The sequence below is a fragment of the Chelativorans salis genome (assembly GCF_025336525.1).
Classification (GTDB): Bacteria; Pseudomonadota; Alphaproteobacteria; order Rhizobiales; family Rhizobiaceae; genus Chelativorans; species Chelativorans salis.
This window is the reverse complement of sequence record NZ_JAOCZP010000004.1, coordinates 103,324-120,713: the sequence shown is the minus strand read 5'-3', so window position 1 is coordinate 120,713 and position 17,390 is coordinate 103,324. Positions and strand designations below refer to the sequence as shown.

The 17,390-nt window shown below is 63.4% G+C and carries 19 protein-coding genes; 5 read left to right on the top strand and 14 right to left on the bottom strand.

Annotated features, from left to right (window positions below; all coding sequences use genetic code 11):
- Positions 1 to 62 precede the first annotated feature (62 nt).
- From N5A92_RS14260 to N5A92_RS14250, 3 genes are read left to right on the top strand one after another with little or no spacing between them, the layout of a single operon-like run.
- Positions 63 to 905, top strand: a complete 843-nt coding sequence (locus N5A92_RS14260) for an ATP-binding cassette domain-containing protein (protein WP_260903878.1) — start codon at positions 63 to 65, stop codon at positions 903 to 905.
- Positions 895 to 1,713 (top strand): zinc ABC transporter permease subunit ZnuB, encoded by an 819-nt coding sequence (gene znuB, locus N5A92_RS14255; RefSeq protein ID WP_260903875.1) that lies wholly within the window; start codon positions 895 to 897, stop codon positions 1,711 to 1,713. The genes N5A92_RS14260 and znuB overlap by 11 nt, the downstream gene beginning before the upstream one ends.
- Positions 1,710 to 2,123: a Fur family transcriptional regulator gene (locus N5A92_RS14250; RefSeq protein ID WP_260903873.1), complete on the top strand. Its 414-nt coding sequence runs from the start codon at positions 1,710 to 1,712 to the stop codon at positions 2,121 to 2,123. Before znuB ends, N5A92_RS14250 begins: the two co-directional genes overlap by 4 nt.
- Before the next feature lie 42 nt (positions 2,124 to 2,165).
- Here N5A92_RS14250 and N5A92_RS14245 read toward each other — a convergent pair whose 3' ends face one another.
- The 7 genes from N5A92_RS14245 to cpaB are packed head-to-tail and all read right to left on the bottom strand — an operon-like array spanning position 2,166 to position 10,094.
- Complete coding sequence (locus tag N5A92_RS14245; protein WP_260903871.1) at positions 2,166 to 3,161, bottom strand: type II secretion system F family protein; 996 nt, start codon at positions 3,159 to 3,161, stop codon at positions 2,166 to 2,168.
- A 3-nt stretch (positions 3,162 to 3,164) separates the two neighbouring features.
- Positions 3,165 to 4,178: a type II secretion system F family protein gene (locus N5A92_RS14240; RefSeq protein ID WP_260903869.1), complete on the bottom strand. Its 1,014-nt coding sequence runs from the start codon at positions 4,176 to 4,178 to the stop codon at positions 3,165 to 3,167.
- Entirely contained in the window at positions 4,178 to 5,686 is a 1,509-nt protein-coding gene (locus tag N5A92_RS14235; protein ID WP_260903868.1) for a TadA family conjugal transfer-associated ATPase, read from the bottom strand. Before N5A92_RS14235 ends, N5A92_RS14240 begins: the two co-directional genes overlap by 1 nt.
- 19 nt (positions 5,687 to 5,705) lie before the next feature.
- Positions 5,706 to 6,983: a CpaE/TadZ family protein gene (locus N5A92_RS14230; protein WP_260903867.1), complete on the bottom strand. Its 1,278-nt coding sequence runs from the start codon at positions 6,981 to 6,983 to the stop codon at positions 5,706 to 5,708.
- Positions 6,984 to 7,007: 24 nt separating this feature from the next.
- Positions 7,008 to 7,694: a CpaD family pilus assembly protein gene (locus N5A92_RS14225; RefSeq protein WP_260903865.1), complete on the bottom strand. Its 687-nt coding sequence runs from the start codon at positions 7,692 to 7,694 to the stop codon at positions 7,008 to 7,010.
- Between the two features lie 16 nt (positions 7,695 to 7,710).
- Positions 7,711 to 9,270: a type II and III secretion system protein family protein gene (locus tag N5A92_RS14220; RefSeq protein WP_425248585.1), complete on the bottom strand. Its 1,560-nt coding sequence runs from the start codon at positions 9,268 to 9,270 to the stop codon at positions 7,711 to 7,713.
- 14 nt (positions 9,271 to 9,284) lie between these two features.
- Positions 9,285 to 10,094, bottom strand: coding sequence for a Flp pilus assembly protein CpaB (gene cpaB, locus N5A92_RS14215; RefSeq protein ID WP_260903864.1), 810 nt, complete (start codon positions 10,092 to 10,094; stop codon positions 9,285 to 9,287).
- 355 nt (positions 10,095 to 10,449) lie between these two features.
- On the opposite strand from cpaB, the gene N5A92_RS14210 reads away from it, so the two are divergent.
- Complete coding sequence (locus N5A92_RS14210; RefSeq protein ID WP_260903863.1) at positions 10,450 to 10,707, top strand: hypothetical protein; 258 nt, start codon at positions 10,450 to 10,452, stop codon at positions 10,705 to 10,707.
- Between the two features lie 69 nt (positions 10,708 to 10,776).
- On the opposite strand, the gene rpsU is transcribed toward N5A92_RS14210, so the two are convergent.
- From rpsU to cysG, 6 genes are all read right to left on the bottom strand, one after another.
- Positions 10,777 to 11,007, bottom strand: coding sequence for a 30S ribosomal protein S21 (rpsU, locus tag N5A92_RS14205; protein ID WP_260903862.1), 231 nt, complete (start codon positions 11,005 to 11,007; stop codon positions 10,777 to 10,779).
- Between the two features lie 188 nt (positions 11,008 to 11,195).
- Positions 11,196 to 11,726, bottom strand: a complete 531-nt coding sequence (locus tag N5A92_RS14200; RefSeq protein ID WP_260903859.1) for a DUF934 domain-containing protein — start codon at positions 11,724 to 11,726, stop codon at positions 11,196 to 11,198.
- 10 nt (positions 11,727 to 11,736) lie between these two features.
- Positions 11,737 to 12,489, bottom strand: coding sequence for a phosphoadenylyl-sulfate reductase (locus tag N5A92_RS14195; protein WP_425248584.1), 753 nt, complete (start codon positions 12,487 to 12,489; stop codon positions 11,737 to 11,739).
- Positions 12,464 to 14,134 (bottom strand): nitrite/sulfite reductase, encoded by a 1,671-nt coding sequence (locus N5A92_RS14190; protein ID WP_260903858.1) that lies wholly within the window; start codon positions 14,132 to 14,134, stop codon positions 12,464 to 12,466. The genes N5A92_RS14195 and N5A92_RS14190 overlap by 26 nt, the downstream gene beginning before the upstream one ends.
- Before the next feature lie 18 nt (positions 14,135 to 14,152).
- A complete protein-coding gene (locus tag N5A92_RS14185; RefSeq protein WP_260903857.1) occupies positions 14,153 to 14,461 on the bottom strand; it encodes a DUF2849 domain-containing protein in 309 nt (102 codons plus the stop codon).
- Positions 14,458 to 15,897 (bottom strand): siroheme synthase CysG, encoded by a 1,440-nt coding sequence (gene cysG / locus N5A92_RS14180; RefSeq protein ID WP_260903855.1) that lies wholly within the window; start codon positions 15,895 to 15,897, stop codon positions 14,458 to 14,460. The genes N5A92_RS14185 and cysG overlap by 4 nt, the downstream gene beginning before the upstream one ends.
- A gap of 220 nt (positions 15,898 to 16,117) precedes the next feature.
- Here cysG and N5A92_RS14175 point away from each other — a divergent pair, with 220 nt between their 5' ends.
- A complete protein-coding gene (locus N5A92_RS14175) occupies positions 16,118 to 16,567 on the top strand; it encodes a host attachment family protein (RefSeq protein ID WP_260903844.1) in 450 nt (149 codons plus the stop codon).
- Positions 16,568 to 16,608: 41 nt separating this feature from the next.
- Here N5A92_RS14175 and N5A92_RS14170 read toward each other — a convergent pair whose 3' ends face one another.
- Positions 16,609 to 17,370 (bottom strand): SDR family NAD(P)-dependent oxidoreductase, encoded by a 762-nt coding sequence (locus N5A92_RS14170; protein ID WP_425248583.1) that lies wholly within the window; start codon positions 17,368 to 17,370, stop codon positions 16,609 to 16,611.
- Positions 17,371 to 17,390 lie beyond the last annotated feature (20 nt).

Genomic DNA, 17,390 nt, shown 5'->3' with positions numbered 1-17,390 from the left:
TTCCGATTGCGTAACGCTATAACGTGTGCCATATGCATTGGCAAGAAGGTGCAGGAAAAGAAATGCTGCAATCTACGGCAGGAAGCGCCGGGCCGCTGGTCGAGATGAAAAATGCCGGCGTTCGCCGCAGCGGGCGCTGGCTTGTGCGCGGGGTGGACCTCACCGTGCGCCGCGGCGAGATCGTCACCCTCATAGGCCCGAATGGCTCCGGCAAGAGCACGACCGTGAAAACCGCCATCGGCGTCATCGCGCCGGACGAAGGCACGGTGCGGCGCGAGCCGGCGCTCAAGGTCGGTTATGTGCCGCAGAAGGTGTCGGTCGACTGGACGCTGCCGCTCAGCGTCGAGCGGCTAATGCGGCTTACCGGGCCGCTTACGCGCGGTAAGATGGATGAGGCGTTGCAGGCGGCGGGCATCGCGCATCTGGCGGGTGCCGAGGTGCAGACGCTGTCAGGCGGCGAGTTCCAGCGCGCGCTGCTCGCCCGCGCGCTCGTGCGCGAGCCGGATCTTCTGGTGCTCGACGAGCCGGTACAAGGGGTCGATTTCTCCGGTGAGATCGCGCTTTACCAGCTCATCCGCGAAATCCGCGACCGTACGGGATGCGGCATCCTTCTGATCTCTCACGATCTGCATGTCGTCATGGCCGAAACGGATACGGTCATCTGTCTCAACGGCCACGTGTGCTGCCGCGGCACGCCGGAGAACGTCTTGAAAAGCCCCGAATATGTTCGGCTGTTCGGCGCGCGCGCGGGCGATACCTTGGCGATTTACCACCACCATCACGATCACACGCACCTGCCTGACGGACGCGTGCGCCTGACCGATGGCACGGTCGCAGAGCATTGCGAGGAGCATCACGCGCACGATCACGCGGGGGGCGCGAAGGAAGAACGTGATGCTGGATGATTTCTTCACGCGCGCGATGGTGGCCGGTGTCGGCCTGGCGCTGACGGCAGGGCCGCTCGGCTGCTTCGTTGTGTGGCGGCGTATGGCCTATTTCGGTGATACGATGGCCCATTCGGCGCTGCTCGGGGTCGCGCTCGCCTTCTTGTTCCAGATCAACCTGATGGCTGGCGTCTTCATTGTCGCCACGCTGGCCTCGGTAGCCCTCCTCTTCCTGCAACGGCGAGGCGCGCTGTCGACCGACGCGCTGCTGGGCATCCTTTCGCACTCCACGCTGGCGCTGGGGCTGGTCATGGTTGCCTTCATGAGCTGGATCAGGATCGACCTCATGGGCTTTCTCTTCGGCGATATCCTGGCTGTGTCGCGCTTCGACATTGCCATGATCTATGGCGGCGGGGCGCTGGTGCTCGGCGTGCTCGCCTGGCTGTGGCGGCCGCTTCTGGCAGCCACCGTGAACACTGAGATCGCCGAGGCCGAGGGCCTGCGGCCGGAGCGGGCGCGCTTCGTCTTCATGCTGCTGATGGCCGCCGTCATCGCCATTGCCATGAAGATCGTCGGTATCCTTCTGATCACCTCGCTTCTCATCATACCGGCGGCCGCCGGACGCCGCTTCGCCGCCACACCCGAGGGCATGGCGATTGCTGCCTCGCTGGCCGGCGTTCTAGCGGTAGTCGGCGGGCTTTCGGCTTCGCTCAGTTTCGATACGCCGTCGGGGCCTTCCATCGTGGTTGTGGCGCTGGTCCTCTTTCTCTTGAGCCTCGTGCGGCTGCCGGAAGGACGCGGCACCGGCGAAACGGGTGAGACTTCATGACGTCCCCTTCCCATCCCGAACTGACCAAGAACCAGACACTGGTACTCAAAGCCCTAGATAAGGCGGAGGGGCCGCTCAGCGCCTACACCATCTTGGACAGGCTGCGCGACGACGGCTTTCGCGCGCCGCTGCAGGTCTATCGTGCGCTTGGAAAGTTGCAGGAATTCGGCCTCGTTCACCGGCTGGAAAGCATCAACGCCTTCGTCGCCTGCTGCCAGCCCCACGGACACAGGCACGAGATGACCGCCTTCGCCATCTGCCGGACATGCGGAAAGGTGGACGAGTTCTCGGACATGGCAGTAGAGGAGCGGCTGGGTGAATGGGTGCGCGCCCACCGCTTCAAGCCGGCCAAGACGACAATCGAGATCAGCGGCGACTGCGCCGACTGCGCTACGCATGAGCACGCCTGAGCACCAACCACCTGGCATGGCCGCCCGACCCGAGGCACAGCGTTAGTTGACGAGTCCGTTCTGGGAAAGCTGAATGCCGGCGGGACCGAGAATGATGGCGAAGAGGACCGGCAGGAAGAACAGGATCATGGGCACGGTCAGCTTCGGCGGCAGGGCGGCCGCCTTCTTTTCCGCCGCATTCATGCGCGCCTCTCGGCTTTCCTCGGCGAGCACACGCAGCGCGTGACCCACGGGCGTTCCGTAGCGCTCGGCCTGGATGAGCGCCTGGCTGACGCTTTTTACCGATTCCAGCCCCGTGCGGGCGGCGAGGTTCTCATAGGCCTGTCGGCGCTCCTGCAGGAAGGAGAGCTCGGCATTGGTGAGCACGAATTCCTCGGCCAGCGCCACTGACTGCGAGCCGATTTCCTGGGATACGCGGTGGAAGGCAGCCTCCACCGACATGCCGGACTCCACGCATATCAGGAGGAGGTCCAGCGCGTCCGGCCAAGCCATCTGAATGGACTGCTTTCGTTTGGTTGCTTTATTAGAAACGTAAAGCACTGGCAGGTAGAAGCCGGCATAGGCCGCCAGGATGCAAACGAAGACCTTGATGAAAAGCGGCTGCTCGGGAAGCGCCCCCAGCACGAAGACATAGAAAACGGCAAGCGTGACGCCGACGAAGGGCAGCACGAGACGGAAGAAAAGGAACTTCGTCAGCGGGTTTTGGCCGCGAAAGCCGGCCGCCCGGAGCTTGGCGAGCGTCGCCTCGTCAGCAAGGGCGCGGCGCAGGTCCAGGCGGTCGACTATGCTGCGCATGGAAGATGTGTCGGTCTGACGCAAGCCACCCCGCCGCTTGGTCTCGGCCTCGGCGGCCAGACGCGCGCGCTGCCTGGCCCTCAGTTCGTCGCGCTCCAGCGCCACGGACTTCATACGTGAACGCAGATTGTCTCCGCCCGTCACCGGCAGCAGCGTGAATACAGTGGCGAACACGGCGATGGAGACCAGAAGAGCGATCAGGAAGCTCGGGTCGGTGATCGTGCCGACGACATTGTCCGCCATCGCTTACACCTCGAGATTCATCATCTGGCGCATCACGAAGATGCCGATGCTCATCCACAGCGCTGAGACGCCGAGGATCAGATTACCGGTGCTGGTGGTGAACAGCGGCATGATGTAGCCGGGGCTCGTTAGGTAGACGAGAAAGGCAACGACGATGGGCAAGGCGCCGATGATGACGGCAGAAGCCTTGGCCTCCATAGAAAGCGCCTGCACCTTGGCCTTCATCTTCTTGCGGTCGCGCAGGACGCGCGAGAGGTTGCCCAGCGCCTCCGACAGATTGCCGCCAGCCTGGCTCTGTATCTGGATGACGATGCCGAAGAAACCCGCCTCGGGACAGGGCATGGTCTCGGTCATGCGCATGGTGGCTTCCGACATGGGCAGACCGAGCTGCTGGGATTCGATGATGCGGCGGAACTCGGTACGCACCGGCTCCTGGGCCTCGGCGGCGATCATGCGTACGGCGTCGTTGAGCGGCAGGCCCGACTTGACCGCACGCACGATGACATCGAGCGCATTGGGAAACTCTGCCAGGAACGCCTTGACCCGGCGCTTGCGTATGAATGCGACGATCCACCGGGGCAGCCCGAAGACGCCGACCAGAAGAGCGCCTGGTAGCGCCAACATCGGTGCACCGAGCAGAAACACCACGAATGTGAGAACAAGCCCACTGACGGCGGACAGAAAGTAGAACCGCTCGATGCTCATCTCCAGGCCGGCCTGACGCAGCCGGGTCTTCATCGGCGGCCGGGTTGTGTAGCGCTCACGATTCTTCTGCTTGTCCTCCAGATCCTTGAGCGACTCCTGGACAGACTTGCGCCGTTTCGCGGCCTCAGCCGTGCGGTCGCGCGAAATCTTGACCGCGCTGCGATCAGCCTCCGCCCTCTTCACCGATTCCAGTCTGCGGCCGGCTTTTTTCTCGTTGGAAATGGTGGTGAACGTCAGCGCGTAGGCGATCGCGCCGGCGCTACAGGTGGCAAGTGCGATGAAGGCCAGGGCGGCGATGTCGAGGCCGAACATCAGCTCGCCACCTTTTCCATCGCTTCCAGAGCGGCGGCAAGACGTGCCTCTTCGCCGTAGTAGCGGGCGCGATCCCAAAAAGCGGGGCGCCCGATGCCGGTGGATGTATGCTGGCCGTGGATGCGGCCAGCCGAATCCTCGCCCTTCATGTCGTAGAGGACGAGGTCCTGGGTGATGATGACATCGCCCTCCATCCCAACCACTTCCGTGATGTGGGTGATCCGGCGCGAGCCATCGCGCAGGCGGGCCGCCTGGATGATGACATCGACGGAGCCGACGATGATCTCACGCACCGTCTTCTGCGGCAGGGAAAAGCCGCCCATCGCCACCATGGATTCCATGCGGTTCAAGCATTCGCGCGGGCTGTTGGAGTGGATGGTGCCCATGGAGCCGTCATGGCCGGTGTTCATCGCCTGCAAGAGGTCGAACACCTCCGGTCCGCGCACCTCGCCGACGATGATGCGCTCGGGCCGCATGCGCAGGCAGTTCCTGACAAGGTCGCGCATGGTCACCTCGCCCTCGCCCTCCAGGTTGGGCGGGCGCGTCTCCAGCCGCACCACGTGTGGCTGCTGCAATTGCAGCTCGGCCGAATCCTCGCAAGTGATGATGCGCTCATCGCGGTCGATGTAATTGGTGAGACAGTTGAGCAGCGTCGTCTTGCCAGAGCCCGTGCCGCCGGAGATGACGACGTTGCAGCGCACCCGGCCGATGATCTTCAAGACCTCGGCTCCCTCCGGAGAGATGGCGCCGTAACGGACGAGCTGATCGAGCGTCAACTTGTCCTTTTTGAACTTGCGAATGGTAAGCGAAGCACCGTCAATTGCCAGCGGCGGAGCGATGACGTTGACACGCGAGCCGTCGGGTAACCGTGCATCGCAAATGGGGCTCGATTCGTCCACGCGCCGGCCCACCTGGCTGACGATGCGCTGGCAGATGTTCAAGAGCTGTTGGTTGTCTCGGAAGCGGACATTGGTCTGCTCGACCTTGCCGTCCACCTCGATATAGACCTTCCTGGCGCCATTCACCATGATATCGGCGATCTCGTCGCGCGCCAGAAGCGGTTCCAGCGGACCGAAGCCGAGTACGTCGTTGCAGATATCCTCGAGCAGCTCTTCCTGCTCGGAGATCGACATTGCGAAGTTCTTTATGGCAATGATATCATTGACGATATCGCGGATCTCTTCGCGCGCGCTGTCGGCATCGAGCTTGGCAAGCTGCGACAGATCGATGGTGTCGATCAATGCGGAGAAGACCTGGCTTTTCGTGTCGTAGTAGCTTTCGCTGCGCGTCATCGGCGAGCGCGGCGGCGGCGCTGCAGGAGGGTAAACCGGCTCCAGCGCCGGTTTCGCACGCCCATCGGCGCCGGAGGCAAGCACGGCGGCCGATGGCTCCGGGCGCTCCGGTGCAAGCAGCGCATCGCCATCCTCGGCGGGGCTGGAGGGCGGAACCGGCTTCGCCGGCCCTCTCGATCCGCCGGCCGTGCTATTGGAGCTTCTCTTGCCGAACATGTGCCTTTTGCCGTTTGCTCTATGTCTTCAGGTGCAGGCGCTCGAATAACCCGGCAAGGCCGGACTTCTTCTTCACCTTGATCTCGCGTCGGCCGGTGAGGATGTAGGCGATGTCGTTCATCGTCTGCACGACGGGATGATTGTGATCCATTTCGCCCAGCATGCGCCCGTTGTTGGCGGCGCTGCCGAAGAGCTGCGGCTCGAACGGAATGACGGCCAACGGCATAATGCCGAGCGGCTCTGCGAAATCGTCGGCGCTGATTTCCGGCCGCTTCGGGACGTTTGCCTGATTGATGACGAGCTTTGGCGGCCCGTCATTGGGACGCAGCTTGGCCAAAGTGTCGACCAGGTTCTTTGTGTTACGCAGGTTCGCCAGCTCCGGCGTCGCAGTGATGACCACCTCGTCGGCGCGCGCCAACGTGGTTTGTGACCAACTCGTCCACAGATGCGGCACGTCGAGCACCACCAGCGGAGCAGAGCGCTGCGCAGTGTCGATGATCTGCGCGAAGGCTTCGGCGTCGAAGTCGTAGGTACGGTCAAGCGTCGAGGGAGCCGCCAGCAGCGACAGGCGCTCGGCACACTGTGCCAGAAGACGGTCGAGATAGACTTCGTCGATCCTCTCGGGCGAGAAGACGGCCTCGGCTATCCCCTGCGCCGGATCCTGGTCGAAATTGATGTTGGCCGTGCCGAAGGGCAGGTCTAGGTCGGCGACAACAACTTCACTCTCGAACAGCGCCGACATGGTCCAGGCCAGATTATGCGCCAGCGTGGAGGAGCCGACGCCACCCTTGGCGCCGACGAATGCGATCGAACGGCCCACCGGCTCTGCCTCCGGATCAACGAAGATGCCGGCGATGACGCTGACGATGTCGGCCATGGAGATGGGCGCCACGACATATTCGGAAACGCCGGCGCGGGTGAGTTCGCGGTAGAGCCATACGTCGTTATAGTGGCCGACGATCACCACCTTGGTGCTCGGGTCGCAAAGCTCGGCGAGTTCAGTGAGCGAGGCCAGGAGGTCCTTGGGCTCACCGCGCGATTCCAGGATGATCAGGTTTGGCGTGGCCGCTGTCTGGTAGAATTCGACCGCAGTGGAAAGGCCGCCCATATGCACCTTGAGATGGGCCTTGGCCATGCGCCGGTCCTCGCCGGCGCGCTCGATGGGGCTCGCCACGGCCTCCGTTTCGCAGAAGGCCTGGATGGAGATGCGCGGCACCGGGCGCAACGACTGCAGTGCCGTATCGGCTTCGGCCGTCGTCGTCTCCGGATGGCTCGTCTCGTAGGCTAGGCTGCTCATATTCGTGGGCCCTCGATTAGGCGATTAGTAGTCGACTTCCGATCGCGCTCGGAAATCGTCGTCCACTTCGCGTGCCTTATAGTCGCCGATGGCCGAATCTCTGTTTTCCGCATCGATCGGCGTCATCTTGCGGGGGCCGAGGATATCGGCCGGATTGGCCACCTGCGCGGCCAGGTTGTTCTGGTAGGAGCAGCCGAAGTTGGCGTAGTTTCGGTTCTCCGTGGTGTCCATCAGGTCTTCCGGCCAGCGTCCGCACGGGCCGACAGCGGCTTTCACCACCGGATAGGAAAGTCGTATCGGCGGAGTATCTTCCGGCCTGGCCTGGTAAGCCAGGATGTGAACATACCCCTTCGGTACGCCGTATCTGTGCAGAAGGGCTGCAAAGTCGTTGGAGACGCTGTGTGCAGCGGCGGAATTGGCCGCGCCTTCAGGAATCTGCATTGTCACCACGGCGCCGCCGCTGTCCTCGTAGCGGTCGAGGAACCCGCCGAGCGCCGCTTTCTGGTGCCAGGTCATGCGGTGGGAGGAAGCGCCGACGGGAAGATCCAGCACCTCGTTTTTTTCTTCGATCACGATGGGGTGCCTGGTGCGATAGTCATCCGGCACCGCGCCCACAACGACGGAATCGCGGTTGGTGCAGCCCGAAAGCACGCCGGCAACGGCAATGGCTACCAGCGGCAAAAGTCCCCTCTTGACCCGCAAATCGAACATGGCAGCCGGCCTCCGATTACTTGTAGATGTAGCCGACGACGCCGTGGTAGCGGCCGTCGGGCAGATTGGTCTTCTTCATTCCGTAAACGCGGTTGACGCGGCCGAGGAAGATGCCCGCGCCGTCGCTGGGCGGGTTGAAATTGTCGTCGGGCTTCGCAAGCGCCGTGCGCGCCGTCGGCCGCGCCAGATAGGGCGTCACGATGATGACCAGCTCAGTCTCGTTGCGCACGAAATCGCGGCTGCGGAAGAGGGTACCGAGAACTGGGATCTTCGACAGGCCGGGCAGGCCGTTTATGGCCTGGCGCACGTCGTCTTGCACGAGGCCGGCGATCATCATCGAGCCGCCGGAGGGAAGCTCGACCGTGGTGTCGGCGAGACGCCTGCGGATGGAAAGCATCGCCATTCCCGGAAGCCTCTGGGACACCGAGCCTTCAAGCGTAGCCGATCCCTGCGTGGTCGGCTCGGAGACGGAGGTTCTCATTTTCAGGCTGATGCGGCCCGGCGAAAGGACGGTCGGCTGGAATTCAAGTCCGATGCCATATTCCAAACGCTCTATGTCGTAGGTTAATTGGCCTTCCCGGTTGTCTTCGGAGACAGCGCTGGACCGTCCCGTCACGAGATTGAATTCCCCACCTACCTTGAATGTGGCCTTTTCGCCGGAAACCGCCGTAAGTGTCGGTTCCGCAAGCGTCTTCATGACGCCCGACTGTTCCATGGCATTAAGATATCCGGCGAGCGTCGATCCGGCGAGCGACAAGCCAGACGAAGAAAGGGGTTTTCCAAGGCCGTAGGAGTTTTCGCTGATGGCACCCCAGCTTATCCCATCGACATTGCCGGAGCCAATCATGTTCACGCCGAGCTGCTTCATTACCGAGCGGCTGACCTCGGCAACGGTGACCTTCAGCGTCACCTGATCCTCGCCGACGATCTGCAGCATATTGACGATCTGGCTCTGCTGACGCTGGCGGTCCGGGTTGTTAATAGTCACGCCGCCGCCATCCGTCGGCGCGGCGGCCGTCTGCGAGTACTGACCCGTGGTCGCCTCGCCGCCGGTGACGAAGATCTGCGCAAGCTGCGCGGCGCGCGAGGCATCGAGCGGTGTCTCCACCGTTCCGGTGAGCACCACGTTGTCATTGATGAGTTCGACGGTGATGTCGGAATTGGGAATGTAACGCTTCAGATAGTCTTCGAGGCCGGCGACATCGCGCTCGACAGCGACGTCGAGGCTGGCAATTTGCTCACCATTCGGACCGAAAACGAAGATGTTCGTCTCTCCCACTTGCTTGCCGAACAGATAGATGCGCCGTGCCGTGCGGGTGATGGCGTCGGCGACGGCGGGGTTGGCGACAAGAATGTCGTAAGCGTCGTGCGGCAGGTCGACGACCAGAGATTTGTTGAGGCCGAGCTTGACACGCTGTGTAGCGCGCGTGCCGTCGACGCCTATCGTGGTTTGCGCGGCTGCGGTAGAAACGAAAGTGGGCATCGTGGCGGGCAACAGCGCCCAGGCGAGTGTTGCAAGGACGGCGGACAGCCGAATGCTGCCTTTCGCGGCCCGCCGGTCGATGCTGATAGGCATGGTCTCGCTCCTGCTCATTTGCGCGTACCTACGACGGACACTTCACCCGACCTTATCAGGCGCACGGTGTTGCCTCGGCCCAGCCCGTTGACGAGGTAAAGCCCGTTATCGCCGATGTTCTCATCGGCATCGGCGACAGAGCGCAGTGCGAGCGTAAGGCGGTCAGCCATCTGCTGGGCGACAGTGATGACCTCCGCCTGCTCGGGCGAGAGCTCGAGCGTGGCCGTCTCGCCGACCTTGACGCGACGCCCCTCCTCGTCCTCCTGAATGGTCTGATCGATTGCCAGAACGCGAATATTCTCAAGGATCGTTTCGGTGACGAAACCGCCAGCGGCCGAGGCATCCTGGGAGCGCCGCGTCATGATGACGTCGACCCGGTCGTTAGGCAGGATGAAGCCGCCAGCCGAGGTGTCGGCGGCAATTTGGGTGGCCACGGCCCGCTTCCCCGGCGGCAGGATCGCCGCCATAAAGCTCTGGCCTTCGCCGATGAGCCTGCTGCGCCTGATGGGCTCGCCGGCATAGAGGTTCAGCCGCGCGACCGAGTTGCGCAGGTTCTCCACGGCGTCCGGTTCTTTGATTCGGGTGATGAAATTGTCATTCAAGGCGTCGGTCGGCCAAGCCTGCCAGCGCACGGCATTGCCCAGCATCTCGCCCATCGTTACGTCTTGCGCAGTCACCATAACGTCGACGAGGTCGATTTGCGGCTCGGGCGCCGTATTGACAACCACCTGTTGGGTCGGGGCTGTCAGGTTCTTGGCCATGTAACCCGCGCCAATAGCCGCGACGACGGCCACGCCCAATATGACGATGCGGGATTTGTTCATTGCTTGCCCCATTCACGCGGAAACCGCTACCCCGGGGAACAATGGTCTTGGAAACGTCAAATTACGGTTAACAGACCGGTTATAAGCGTAATTAACTAAAAGTTGACAAAGAAGGAGGGGCTGGCCTCAAGCGGTGCAAGCGCCGTCAGCCATTCGAATTTTAGCTAATTTTTAACCTTATACGTCGACTGCCTCAGCTTACCCCTTTGTTTCGGAACGATTTTCGCCGCCTGGTGTTACTATTAGGCTAGAGCAATTCCAGGAAAAGCGGAAAACAGCTCCGGAATTGCGACAAAGCACAGGGTTGGGTCGAATCGTCGATTCCATGAAAGTGATCCGATCCAGAAGAATAGAATTGCACGAGGACGTGATGCCTCCGAGCAACCACAAGAAGGCAGATGCATCGGAGGCAGCAAGGCTGATCCTCCAGCAAATTCACACTGCCGAGAATCTGCGGTTTCTCCGCCATCTGCCGGGATTCGAACTGGACCGGGAGCTGCCGACGCTGCTTCTGCAATCTCTCGGCAGGCTGCATCGAGCAGAGGAGGGCGCGAAGGCGCCAAAGCGCCGAGGCAAGCACCATGGTACCGGGCGGAAGCCCGGCACGCGCTAACCTGTCAAACAAGGAAATTTCGGCAGCAGCAGATAGACCCGAGCAGGCTGCCGCTGCAGCGCACGGTGCTTACGCGGCGCGCCTCTTCTTGGCGGGCAGAAGACCTTCGCGCTGGGCCTGCTTGCGCGCCAGCTTACGGGCGCGGCGGATGGCCTCGGCGCGCTGACGCGCTCGCTTTTCCGAGGGCTTCTCATAAGAGCGGCGAGACTTCATCTCGCGGAAAACGCCCTCGCGCTGCATCTTCTTCTTCAGCACTTTGAGGGCTTGGTCGACATTGTTGTCGCGAACAATAACCTGCAATGTTCTTCCTTCTTTCAGTTGGCGTTTCGAGGGCCGAACCTGATCGGCGCCGCAAGCGGGCGCGATGGCGGCATCTAAAGCCGCCAGTACGGACGACTCGGAGAGGCGCGAATTATACCCATATTCACGCCAGATGCACCCCTTGCGGCAAAATATAGTGCGAAAGGGAGCGAATTGCAGGGCTGAGCTCAGCCAGCCAGCCGGCGCCAGGCATATTTGCCAGGCCGAGAAGCGGTGGCGGTGGGCTGGTAGTAAAGCGGAATACCGCCACGCCGGCCGGCTTCGAGACGCGCAAGCGCGGTCTGGTTCGTCACCTCGAAGCTCGAGAAGCCGCAGCGCAGCATATGCGGGATCTGGTCGATCAATACATCGCCCGTGGCTCGCAGTTCGCCGCGATAGCCGTGACGTGAGCGCAGGAGCTCTGCCTTGGAATAGCTGCGCCCGTCGTTGAAGGCCGGAAAGGCCAGCGCCACCAGCGGCAGCCGGTCGAGGAAGGGCAAGAGCGGATCGACCGTCTCGCCCGGCAGCACCTCGACGCCGAGACGCGGGAGCGCAGCTTCCCTCGCCGCCGGATCGAGTGCCAGGAAAGCCTCCAGCGGCAGGATCAGCTTGCCTTCGCCCGGTAGTGCCTCAACGTCCTCGATGCGCTTCCAATCGTTGTCGCGGAAGCCCTCCGCGGTCCACAGCCTGGCGGTCGCTATCGTTTCACTTGCACTCATCGTCACATTCCTAAGCAGCGGAGGAGGTGAGGGCCTCGAACCCCGGCAGGTGTATGCCGCACTCGGTCTTGCTCGTGCCGGCCCAGCGGCCACTGCGGTCGTCTTCGCCGGGCTTCACGGGCTCTGTGCAGGGGAAGCAGCCGATGGACAGGTAGCCATAGGCGACCAGCGGATTCTCCCGAAGGTCATGGGCGCGCATATAGGCGGCCTGGTCGGCGGTGGTCCAGCGCGCGAGCGGGTTGATACGGATGCGTGGACCAACAGCCTCGAACACCGGCATCGCGGCGCGCGTGTCGGCCTGGTGGCGCTTGCGGCCGGTGAACCAGCCGGCATAGGGTTCGACCGCACGCGCCATGGGCTCCACCTTGCGGATCTCGCAGCACAGGTCCGTGTTCGACTTGTGCAAGATGCCGTCCGGGTCCGTTGCTGCAAGCGCCTCGGACCGAGGGTGCAGGATACGCAGGTTCTTCAGGCCCAGATCGTCAGCCAGCTGATCGCGGTATTCCAGCGTTTCTCCGAAATGCTGACCCGTGTCGAGGAACAGCACCGGAAGGCTGTTGTCGAGACGTGCAACCATGTGCAGCAGAACCGCCGAATCCGCTCCGAATGAGGAGACGGTGGCAATCCCGCCAGCGCTGCGGAAGCGATCGACGGCGACCTTGATGATCGCCTCGGCATCGAGGTGGCCGAAGCGCTCCTCAAGCGACGCCGCAACCTCCAGCGCGTCCATCTCGCGCTCAAGCTGCCTTGGCTTCGCGCCCATAAAGAGCCTCCTTGAAAGGTGCGGAACCAAGCCGGCGATAGGCAGCGAGGAACGGTTCATTCTTGTCCTGGCGATGCGCCAGATAGGTCTCGACGATGGTTTCCACCGCGTCGACGATCTCATCCGGTCCGAAGCCGCGGCCGACGATCTCACCGATGGAGGTGTTCTCGTCGCCGGAGCCACCGAGCGTGACCTGATAAAGCTCCGCGCCCTTCTTCTCGACGCCGAGAATGCCGATATGGCCAACATGGTGGTGGCCGCAGGCATTGATGCAGCCGGATATCTTGATCTTGAGATCGCCGACCTCCTCCTGCCGCGCCTGCTGCGCGAAGCGGATGGAAATCTCCTGGGCCACTGGAATCGATCGAGCGTTTGCCAGCGCGCAGTAGTCGAGGCCGGGGCAGGCGATGATGTCGGTGACGAGGCCGGCGTTCGAGGTGGCAAGACCGATCTCCACCAGCCGGTCGAAGACAGCCTTCAGGTCGGCGCGTGCAACGTGCGGCAGAATGAGGTTCTGCTCGTGGCTGACGCGGATCTCGTCGAAGCCGTAGCGCTCGGCGAGGTCGGCCACGGCGTCCATCTGGTCGGCCGAAGCATCGCCAGGCACCTCGCCAATGCCCTTCAGCGAAATGGTGACGGAAGCATAGTCGGGGTTCTTGTGCGTGTTGAGGTTGCGCCGCAGCCAGTCGGCGAAGCCGCCGTTGGCGGCCGTCGCAGCCTTGAGTGCCGCATCGCCCTCAGGGCGAGCGGGCAGGGCGGGCGGCGCGAAGTAAGCGTCGATGGCCTTGATGTCTGCCGCTGGCAGCTTCAGCTCGCTTTCCTTCAGCGCCTCGAATTCCTTCTCCACCTGGGTGGCCAGTTCCTCGGTGCCCGTCTCGTGCACCAGGATCTTGATGCGCGCCTTGTACTTGTTGTCGCGGCGACCGTGGAGGTTGTACACGCGCAGGATCGCCGTCGTGTATGACAGGAGATCCTCTTCCGGCAGGAAATCACGGATTTTCTTGCCGATCATGGGCGTGCGGCCGAGCCCGCCGCCGACATAGACCGTGAAGCCAAGCCGGCCCGAAGCATCCTTCCGCAAGTGCAGGCCGATGTCATGCACCTGAACCGCCGCACGGTCACGCTCTGCCCCCGTCACAGCGATCTTGAACTTGCGCGGGAGGTAGGAGAACTCCGGATGCAACGACGACCACTGCCGCAGGATTTCGGCATAAGGGCGCGGGTCGGCCACCTCGTCGGCGGCCGCGCCGGCGAAATGGTCGGCCGTGACGTTGCGGATGCAGTTGCCGCTGGTCTGGATGGCGTGCATCTCGACGGTGGCGAGGTCTTCCAGGATCTGCGGAATATCCTTGAGCGCCGGCCAGTGGAACTGCAGGTTCTGCCGCGTGGTGAAGTGGCCGTAGCCCTTGTCGTAGGTGCGGGCAATATGGGCCAGCATGCGCATCTGGCGTGACGACAGCGTGCCATAGGGGATGGCGATCCGCAGCATGTAGGCGTGGAGCTGAAGGTAGACGCCGTTCATCAGCCGCAACGGCTTGAACTGGTCTTCCGTAAGCTCACCGGAAAGCCGCCGTTCCACCTGGTCGCGGAACTCGGAGACACGGGCCTTGACGAAGGCGTGGTCGAACTCGTCGTAACGGTACATGGTCTTCCCTGACGTTCTTCAGACCGGCGCAAGCACGCCACGGCGCGCCTGCTTGCCAAGATCGGGGTGGATGGAGGGGCCCGCGGCGCGGATGCGCTCGCGCAGGCGGATAGGGCGGATGGCGCCGTCGACGAACTCGACATCGATGAGGTTGACGTCGACGACTTCGTTTCTCGCCGCGGCCTCGCGGCCAGCGTGTTCCAGGCGCTCGACAGCCTCCTCGTCGCGGGCGATCTCGGCATGGGCGATGTCCTCGGCCCAGTGGTTATCCGCCGCCAGCCAGACGACCTCGCCGTCGATCAGCCGGCTTGCCGTCAGAAGCTTCATCCCCTGTTCTCCTCGTTAGCGCGGGCATGAGCGCGCGCGGCAAGCGGCTCGGAACGCGCGAAATTGGCGCCGGCGACGGCATCTCCGATGATGGTGAGCACGGGGCCGGTCAGGTCCGTGCGATCGGCGAGCGCCGGCAGATCGGACAGCGTACCGTGGAACAGGCGCCGACCGCCGAGGCTGGCATTCTCCACCACGGCGACGGCCGTATCTGGCGACAGCCCGGCCTCCTGCAGACTGCCGGCCACCTCGGCGGCGGTCGAGCGGCCCATATAGACGGCAACGGTGGCGCCATCGATGGCGAGCTTCGCCCAGTCTGGCAGCGCCGCACCCTTCAGGTCATGTCCGGTGGTGAAGACGAGAGAAGAGGCGACGCCCCGCAAGGTCAGCGGCAGCTCGAAATCGGCCGCAGCGGCGAGTGCGGCGGTGACGCCCGGCACGACTTCGTAGAGGACGTCGGCTTCGCGAAGCGCCGCCATCTCCTCGCCGGCACGACCAAACACCAGCGGGTCACCCGATTTCAGGCGCACGACACGCTTGCCTTGGCGGGCAAGCCGCACCAAAAGGTCGTTGATCTCTTCCTGCGTCTTGGAATGGCAGCCTTTGCGCTTGCCGGCAGCGATGCGTTCGGCGTCGCGCCGGCCCATGGCGATGACGGCTTCCGGCACCAGCGCATCGTACACGATGACGTCGGCTTCCATCAGAAGGCGCTGGGCGCGCAGGGTCAGAAGATCTTCTGCGCCCGGCCCGGCGCCCACCAGCGCGACATGACCCGGCTCGAGGCCCTGGTTCTGCAGAAGCCTCTCAGTGGCCCAGGCCGCGTAATGCACGTCTCCCGCCTCGACGGCCCGGGCAGGGCTGCCGGTGAAGAACGCCTTCCAGAAGCGGCGGCGGGCAATGCCCTTGGCCACACGCCGCTCCACTGCCTCGCGATAGGAGGCTGCAAGGGTGGCGAGCCGGCCGAGTGAGGGCGAAAGCATACGGTCGATACGGGCGCGGATCATCTGCGCCAGAACAGGGCCGGCGCCTTCCGTGCCAATGGCGACGGCCACCGGGGCGCGGTTGACCAGAGCCGGCGTGAAGAAATCGCATAGCTCCGGGCGGTCCACGGCATTGGCGGGGATGGAGCGGGCGCGAGCGTCGGTGACGACGGCGCGATCGGCCGCCTCGTCGCCCGTGGCTGCGAAAACGAGGGTGGCGCCGTCAAGAAGGGCTGCCTCATAGGGCACGCGCAGGAATTCTGCACCGCCCGAAGCCGCCCATTCGGCAAGGGCAGGCTCGGGTGCCTCGGCGACGATAGCGATCGCCGCGCTCGACTGTGCCATCAGCCGCGCCTTGGCAAGCGCTTCCTCGCCGCCACCGACGATCACGACGCGGCGACCCTCGACGCGCATGAAAACCGGGAATGCATTCAGCTTTGCCGTCTCGAAAGACATTGGTGCGCGTTCTCCTGACAGTGGACCGGATTGTGCCCGCGTGCGGCTTTTTTCAGAAGAAACGCACTCGCGCCCAGACATTGCCCGGGCAATCGCTTTTGCGCTTCACGCCGTTGCTGCGGAAAATTCATCCCACCCCGCGCCGTTGCGTTGTGGGGAACATGGCGTCTTGCCCCGCGTTTTCCGTGGGGTCAAGCTGCCGTCACCGAAGGAGAGAGAAATGGCGCAAATCCGACTTGAGCACAACATCTGGCTTTTGGTGGCGGATGGAGAAAAGGCACTGCTTCTGCGCAACGAAGGAGATCCCCGCTATCCCAATCTGGAGGTGGTGCGCGAGATGCACGACGAGAACCCGCCCACCCGCGAGCAGGGCACGGATACGCCGGGCCGCTATCTGGACGCGGCGAACGTGCACAAGAGCGGCTTCGACGAAACCGACTGGCACCGCATCGAAAAGGAGCGCTTCGCCGAGGAGATCGCCGATAGGCTTTATCACCTCGCCCATCGCCGGCGGTTCGAGAAGATCATCCTGGTCGCCCCGCCCCTAGTGCTGGGTGCCCTGCGCAAAGCGCTGCACAAGGAGGTGAGCGACCGAGTGGCGGGCGAGGTACCGAAGACGCTGACCAAGCATTCGGTGTGGGAGATCGAGCGGGTCCTAACGAAAGAATAGGGTTCGGCGGTTCAATTCCCCTTACGTAAGGCGCCGCCGCCTCAGACGTGCTGCCCGCCGTTGATATGGATCTCCGCTCCCGTCACGTAGGATGCGCTGCCGGAGCACAGGAAGAAGATCGTGTCGGCCACTTCCGCTGTCTGGCCGACACGGCGCAGCGGGATGGTCTCCACCAGCTTGTCGGTGCCGGGTGAAAGGATGGAGGTCTCGATCTCGCCCGGGGCGATGGCGTTGACGCGGATGTCGTGCGGGCCGAAGTCAGCCGCCATCTCGCGCGTCAGCGCGGCGAGCGCGGCCTTGGAGGTGGCGTAGGCGGTGCCGGCGAACGGGTGCACGCGGCTGCCGACGATGGATGTGACGTTGACGATGGAGCCTTGTGCGGTGGAAAGCTCCTTGAAAAGGCCGCGCGCCAGCATGATGGGGGCGAAGAAGTTCACCTGAAAGACGTCGCGCCACACATGCATGGGCGTATCGATGGAGTTCATGCGCTTGCCGCCATCCAGTTTGGGTGAGATGGCGGCGTTGTTGACCAGCGCGTCGAGCCGGCCGCCGTTGGCAGTAAGCCTGTGACGGATCTCGCCAATGGCGATGCCCACGCCTTCCTGGTCGGACAGGTCGAGCTGGATATGATCCTCGGGACCGGCGGGCCAGGGGCAGTCTTCCGCGAAGGGCTGCCTGGAGCAGGTGATGACACGCCAGCCGTCACGCGAGAAGCGCTTGACTGTTGCATGGCCAATGCCGCGGCTTGCGCCCGTCAGCACCAGCGTTTTTCTGTCGTCGATGTCGCTCACCGCGCTCTCCATGAAGGTCCTGCCTATGTAAT

Excerpts from the sequence above, each read along its gene's own strand:
- N5A92_RS14260 (WP_260903878.1), top strand. The coding sequence starts at position 63 with ATGCTGCAATCTACGGCAGGAAGCGCCGGGCCGCTGGTCGAGATGAAA.
- znuB (WP_260903875.1), top strand. The coding sequence starts at position 895 with ATGCTGGATGATTTCTTCACGCGCGCGATGGTGGCCGGTGTCGGCCTG.
- N5A92_RS14250 (WP_260903873.1), top strand. The coding sequence starts at position 1,710 with ATGACGTCCCCTTCCCATCCCGAACTGACCAAGAACCAGACACTGGTA.
- N5A92_RS14245 (WP_260903871.1), bottom strand. The coding sequence starts at position 3,161 with ATGGCGGACAATGTCGTCGGCACGATCACCGACCCGAGCTTCCTGATC.
- N5A92_RS14240 (WP_260903869.1), bottom strand. The coding sequence starts at position 4,178 with ATGTTCGGCCTCGACATCGCCGCCCTGGCCTTCATCGCACTTGCCACC.
- N5A92_RS14235 (WP_260903868.1), bottom strand. The coding sequence starts at position 5,686 with ATGTTCGGCAAGAGAAGCTCCAATAGCACGGCCGGCGGATCGAGAGGG.
- N5A92_RS14230 (WP_260903867.1), bottom strand. The coding sequence starts at position 6,983 with ATGAGCAGCCTAGCCTACGAGACGAGCCATCCGGAGACGACGACGGCC.
- N5A92_RS14225 (WP_260903865.1), bottom strand. The coding sequence starts at position 7,694 with ATGTTCGATTTGCGGGTCAAGAGGGGACTTTTGCCGCTGGTAGCCATT.
- N5A92_RS14220 (WP_425248585.1), bottom strand. The coding sequence starts at position 9,270 with ATGCCTATCAGCATCGACCGGCGGGCCGCGAAAGGCAGCATTCGGCTG.
- cpaB (WP_260903864.1), bottom strand. The coding sequence starts at position 10,094 with ATGAACAAATCCCGCATCGTCATATTGGGCGTGGCCGTCGTCGCGGCT.
- N5A92_RS14200 (WP_260903859.1), bottom strand. The coding sequence starts at position 11,726 with ATGAGTGCAAGTGAAACGATAGCGACCGCCAGGCTGTGGACCGCGGAG.
- N5A92_RS14195 (WP_425248584.1), bottom strand. The coding sequence starts at position 12,489 with ATGGGCGCGAAGCCAAGGCAGCTTGAGCGCGAGATGGACGCGCTGGAG.
- N5A92_RS14190 (WP_260903858.1), bottom strand. The coding sequence starts at position 14,134 with ATGTACCGTTACGACGAGTTCGACCACGCCTTCGTCAAGGCCCGTGTC.
- N5A92_RS14185 (WP_260903857.1), bottom strand. The coding sequence starts at position 14,461 with ATGAAGCTTCTGACGGCAAGCCGGCTGATCGACGGCGAGGTCGTCTGG.
- cysG (WP_260903855.1), bottom strand. The coding sequence starts at position 15,897 with ATGTCTTTCGAGACGGCAAAGCTGAATGCATTCCCGGTTTTCATGCGC.
- N5A92_RS14175 (WP_260903844.1), top strand. The coding sequence starts at position 16,118 with ATGGCGCAAATCCGACTTGAGCACAACATCTGGCTTTTGGTGGCGGAT.
- N5A92_RS14170 (WP_425248583.1), bottom strand. The coding sequence starts at position 17,370 with ATGGAGAGCGCGGTGAGCGACATCGACGACAGAAAAACGCTGGTGCTG.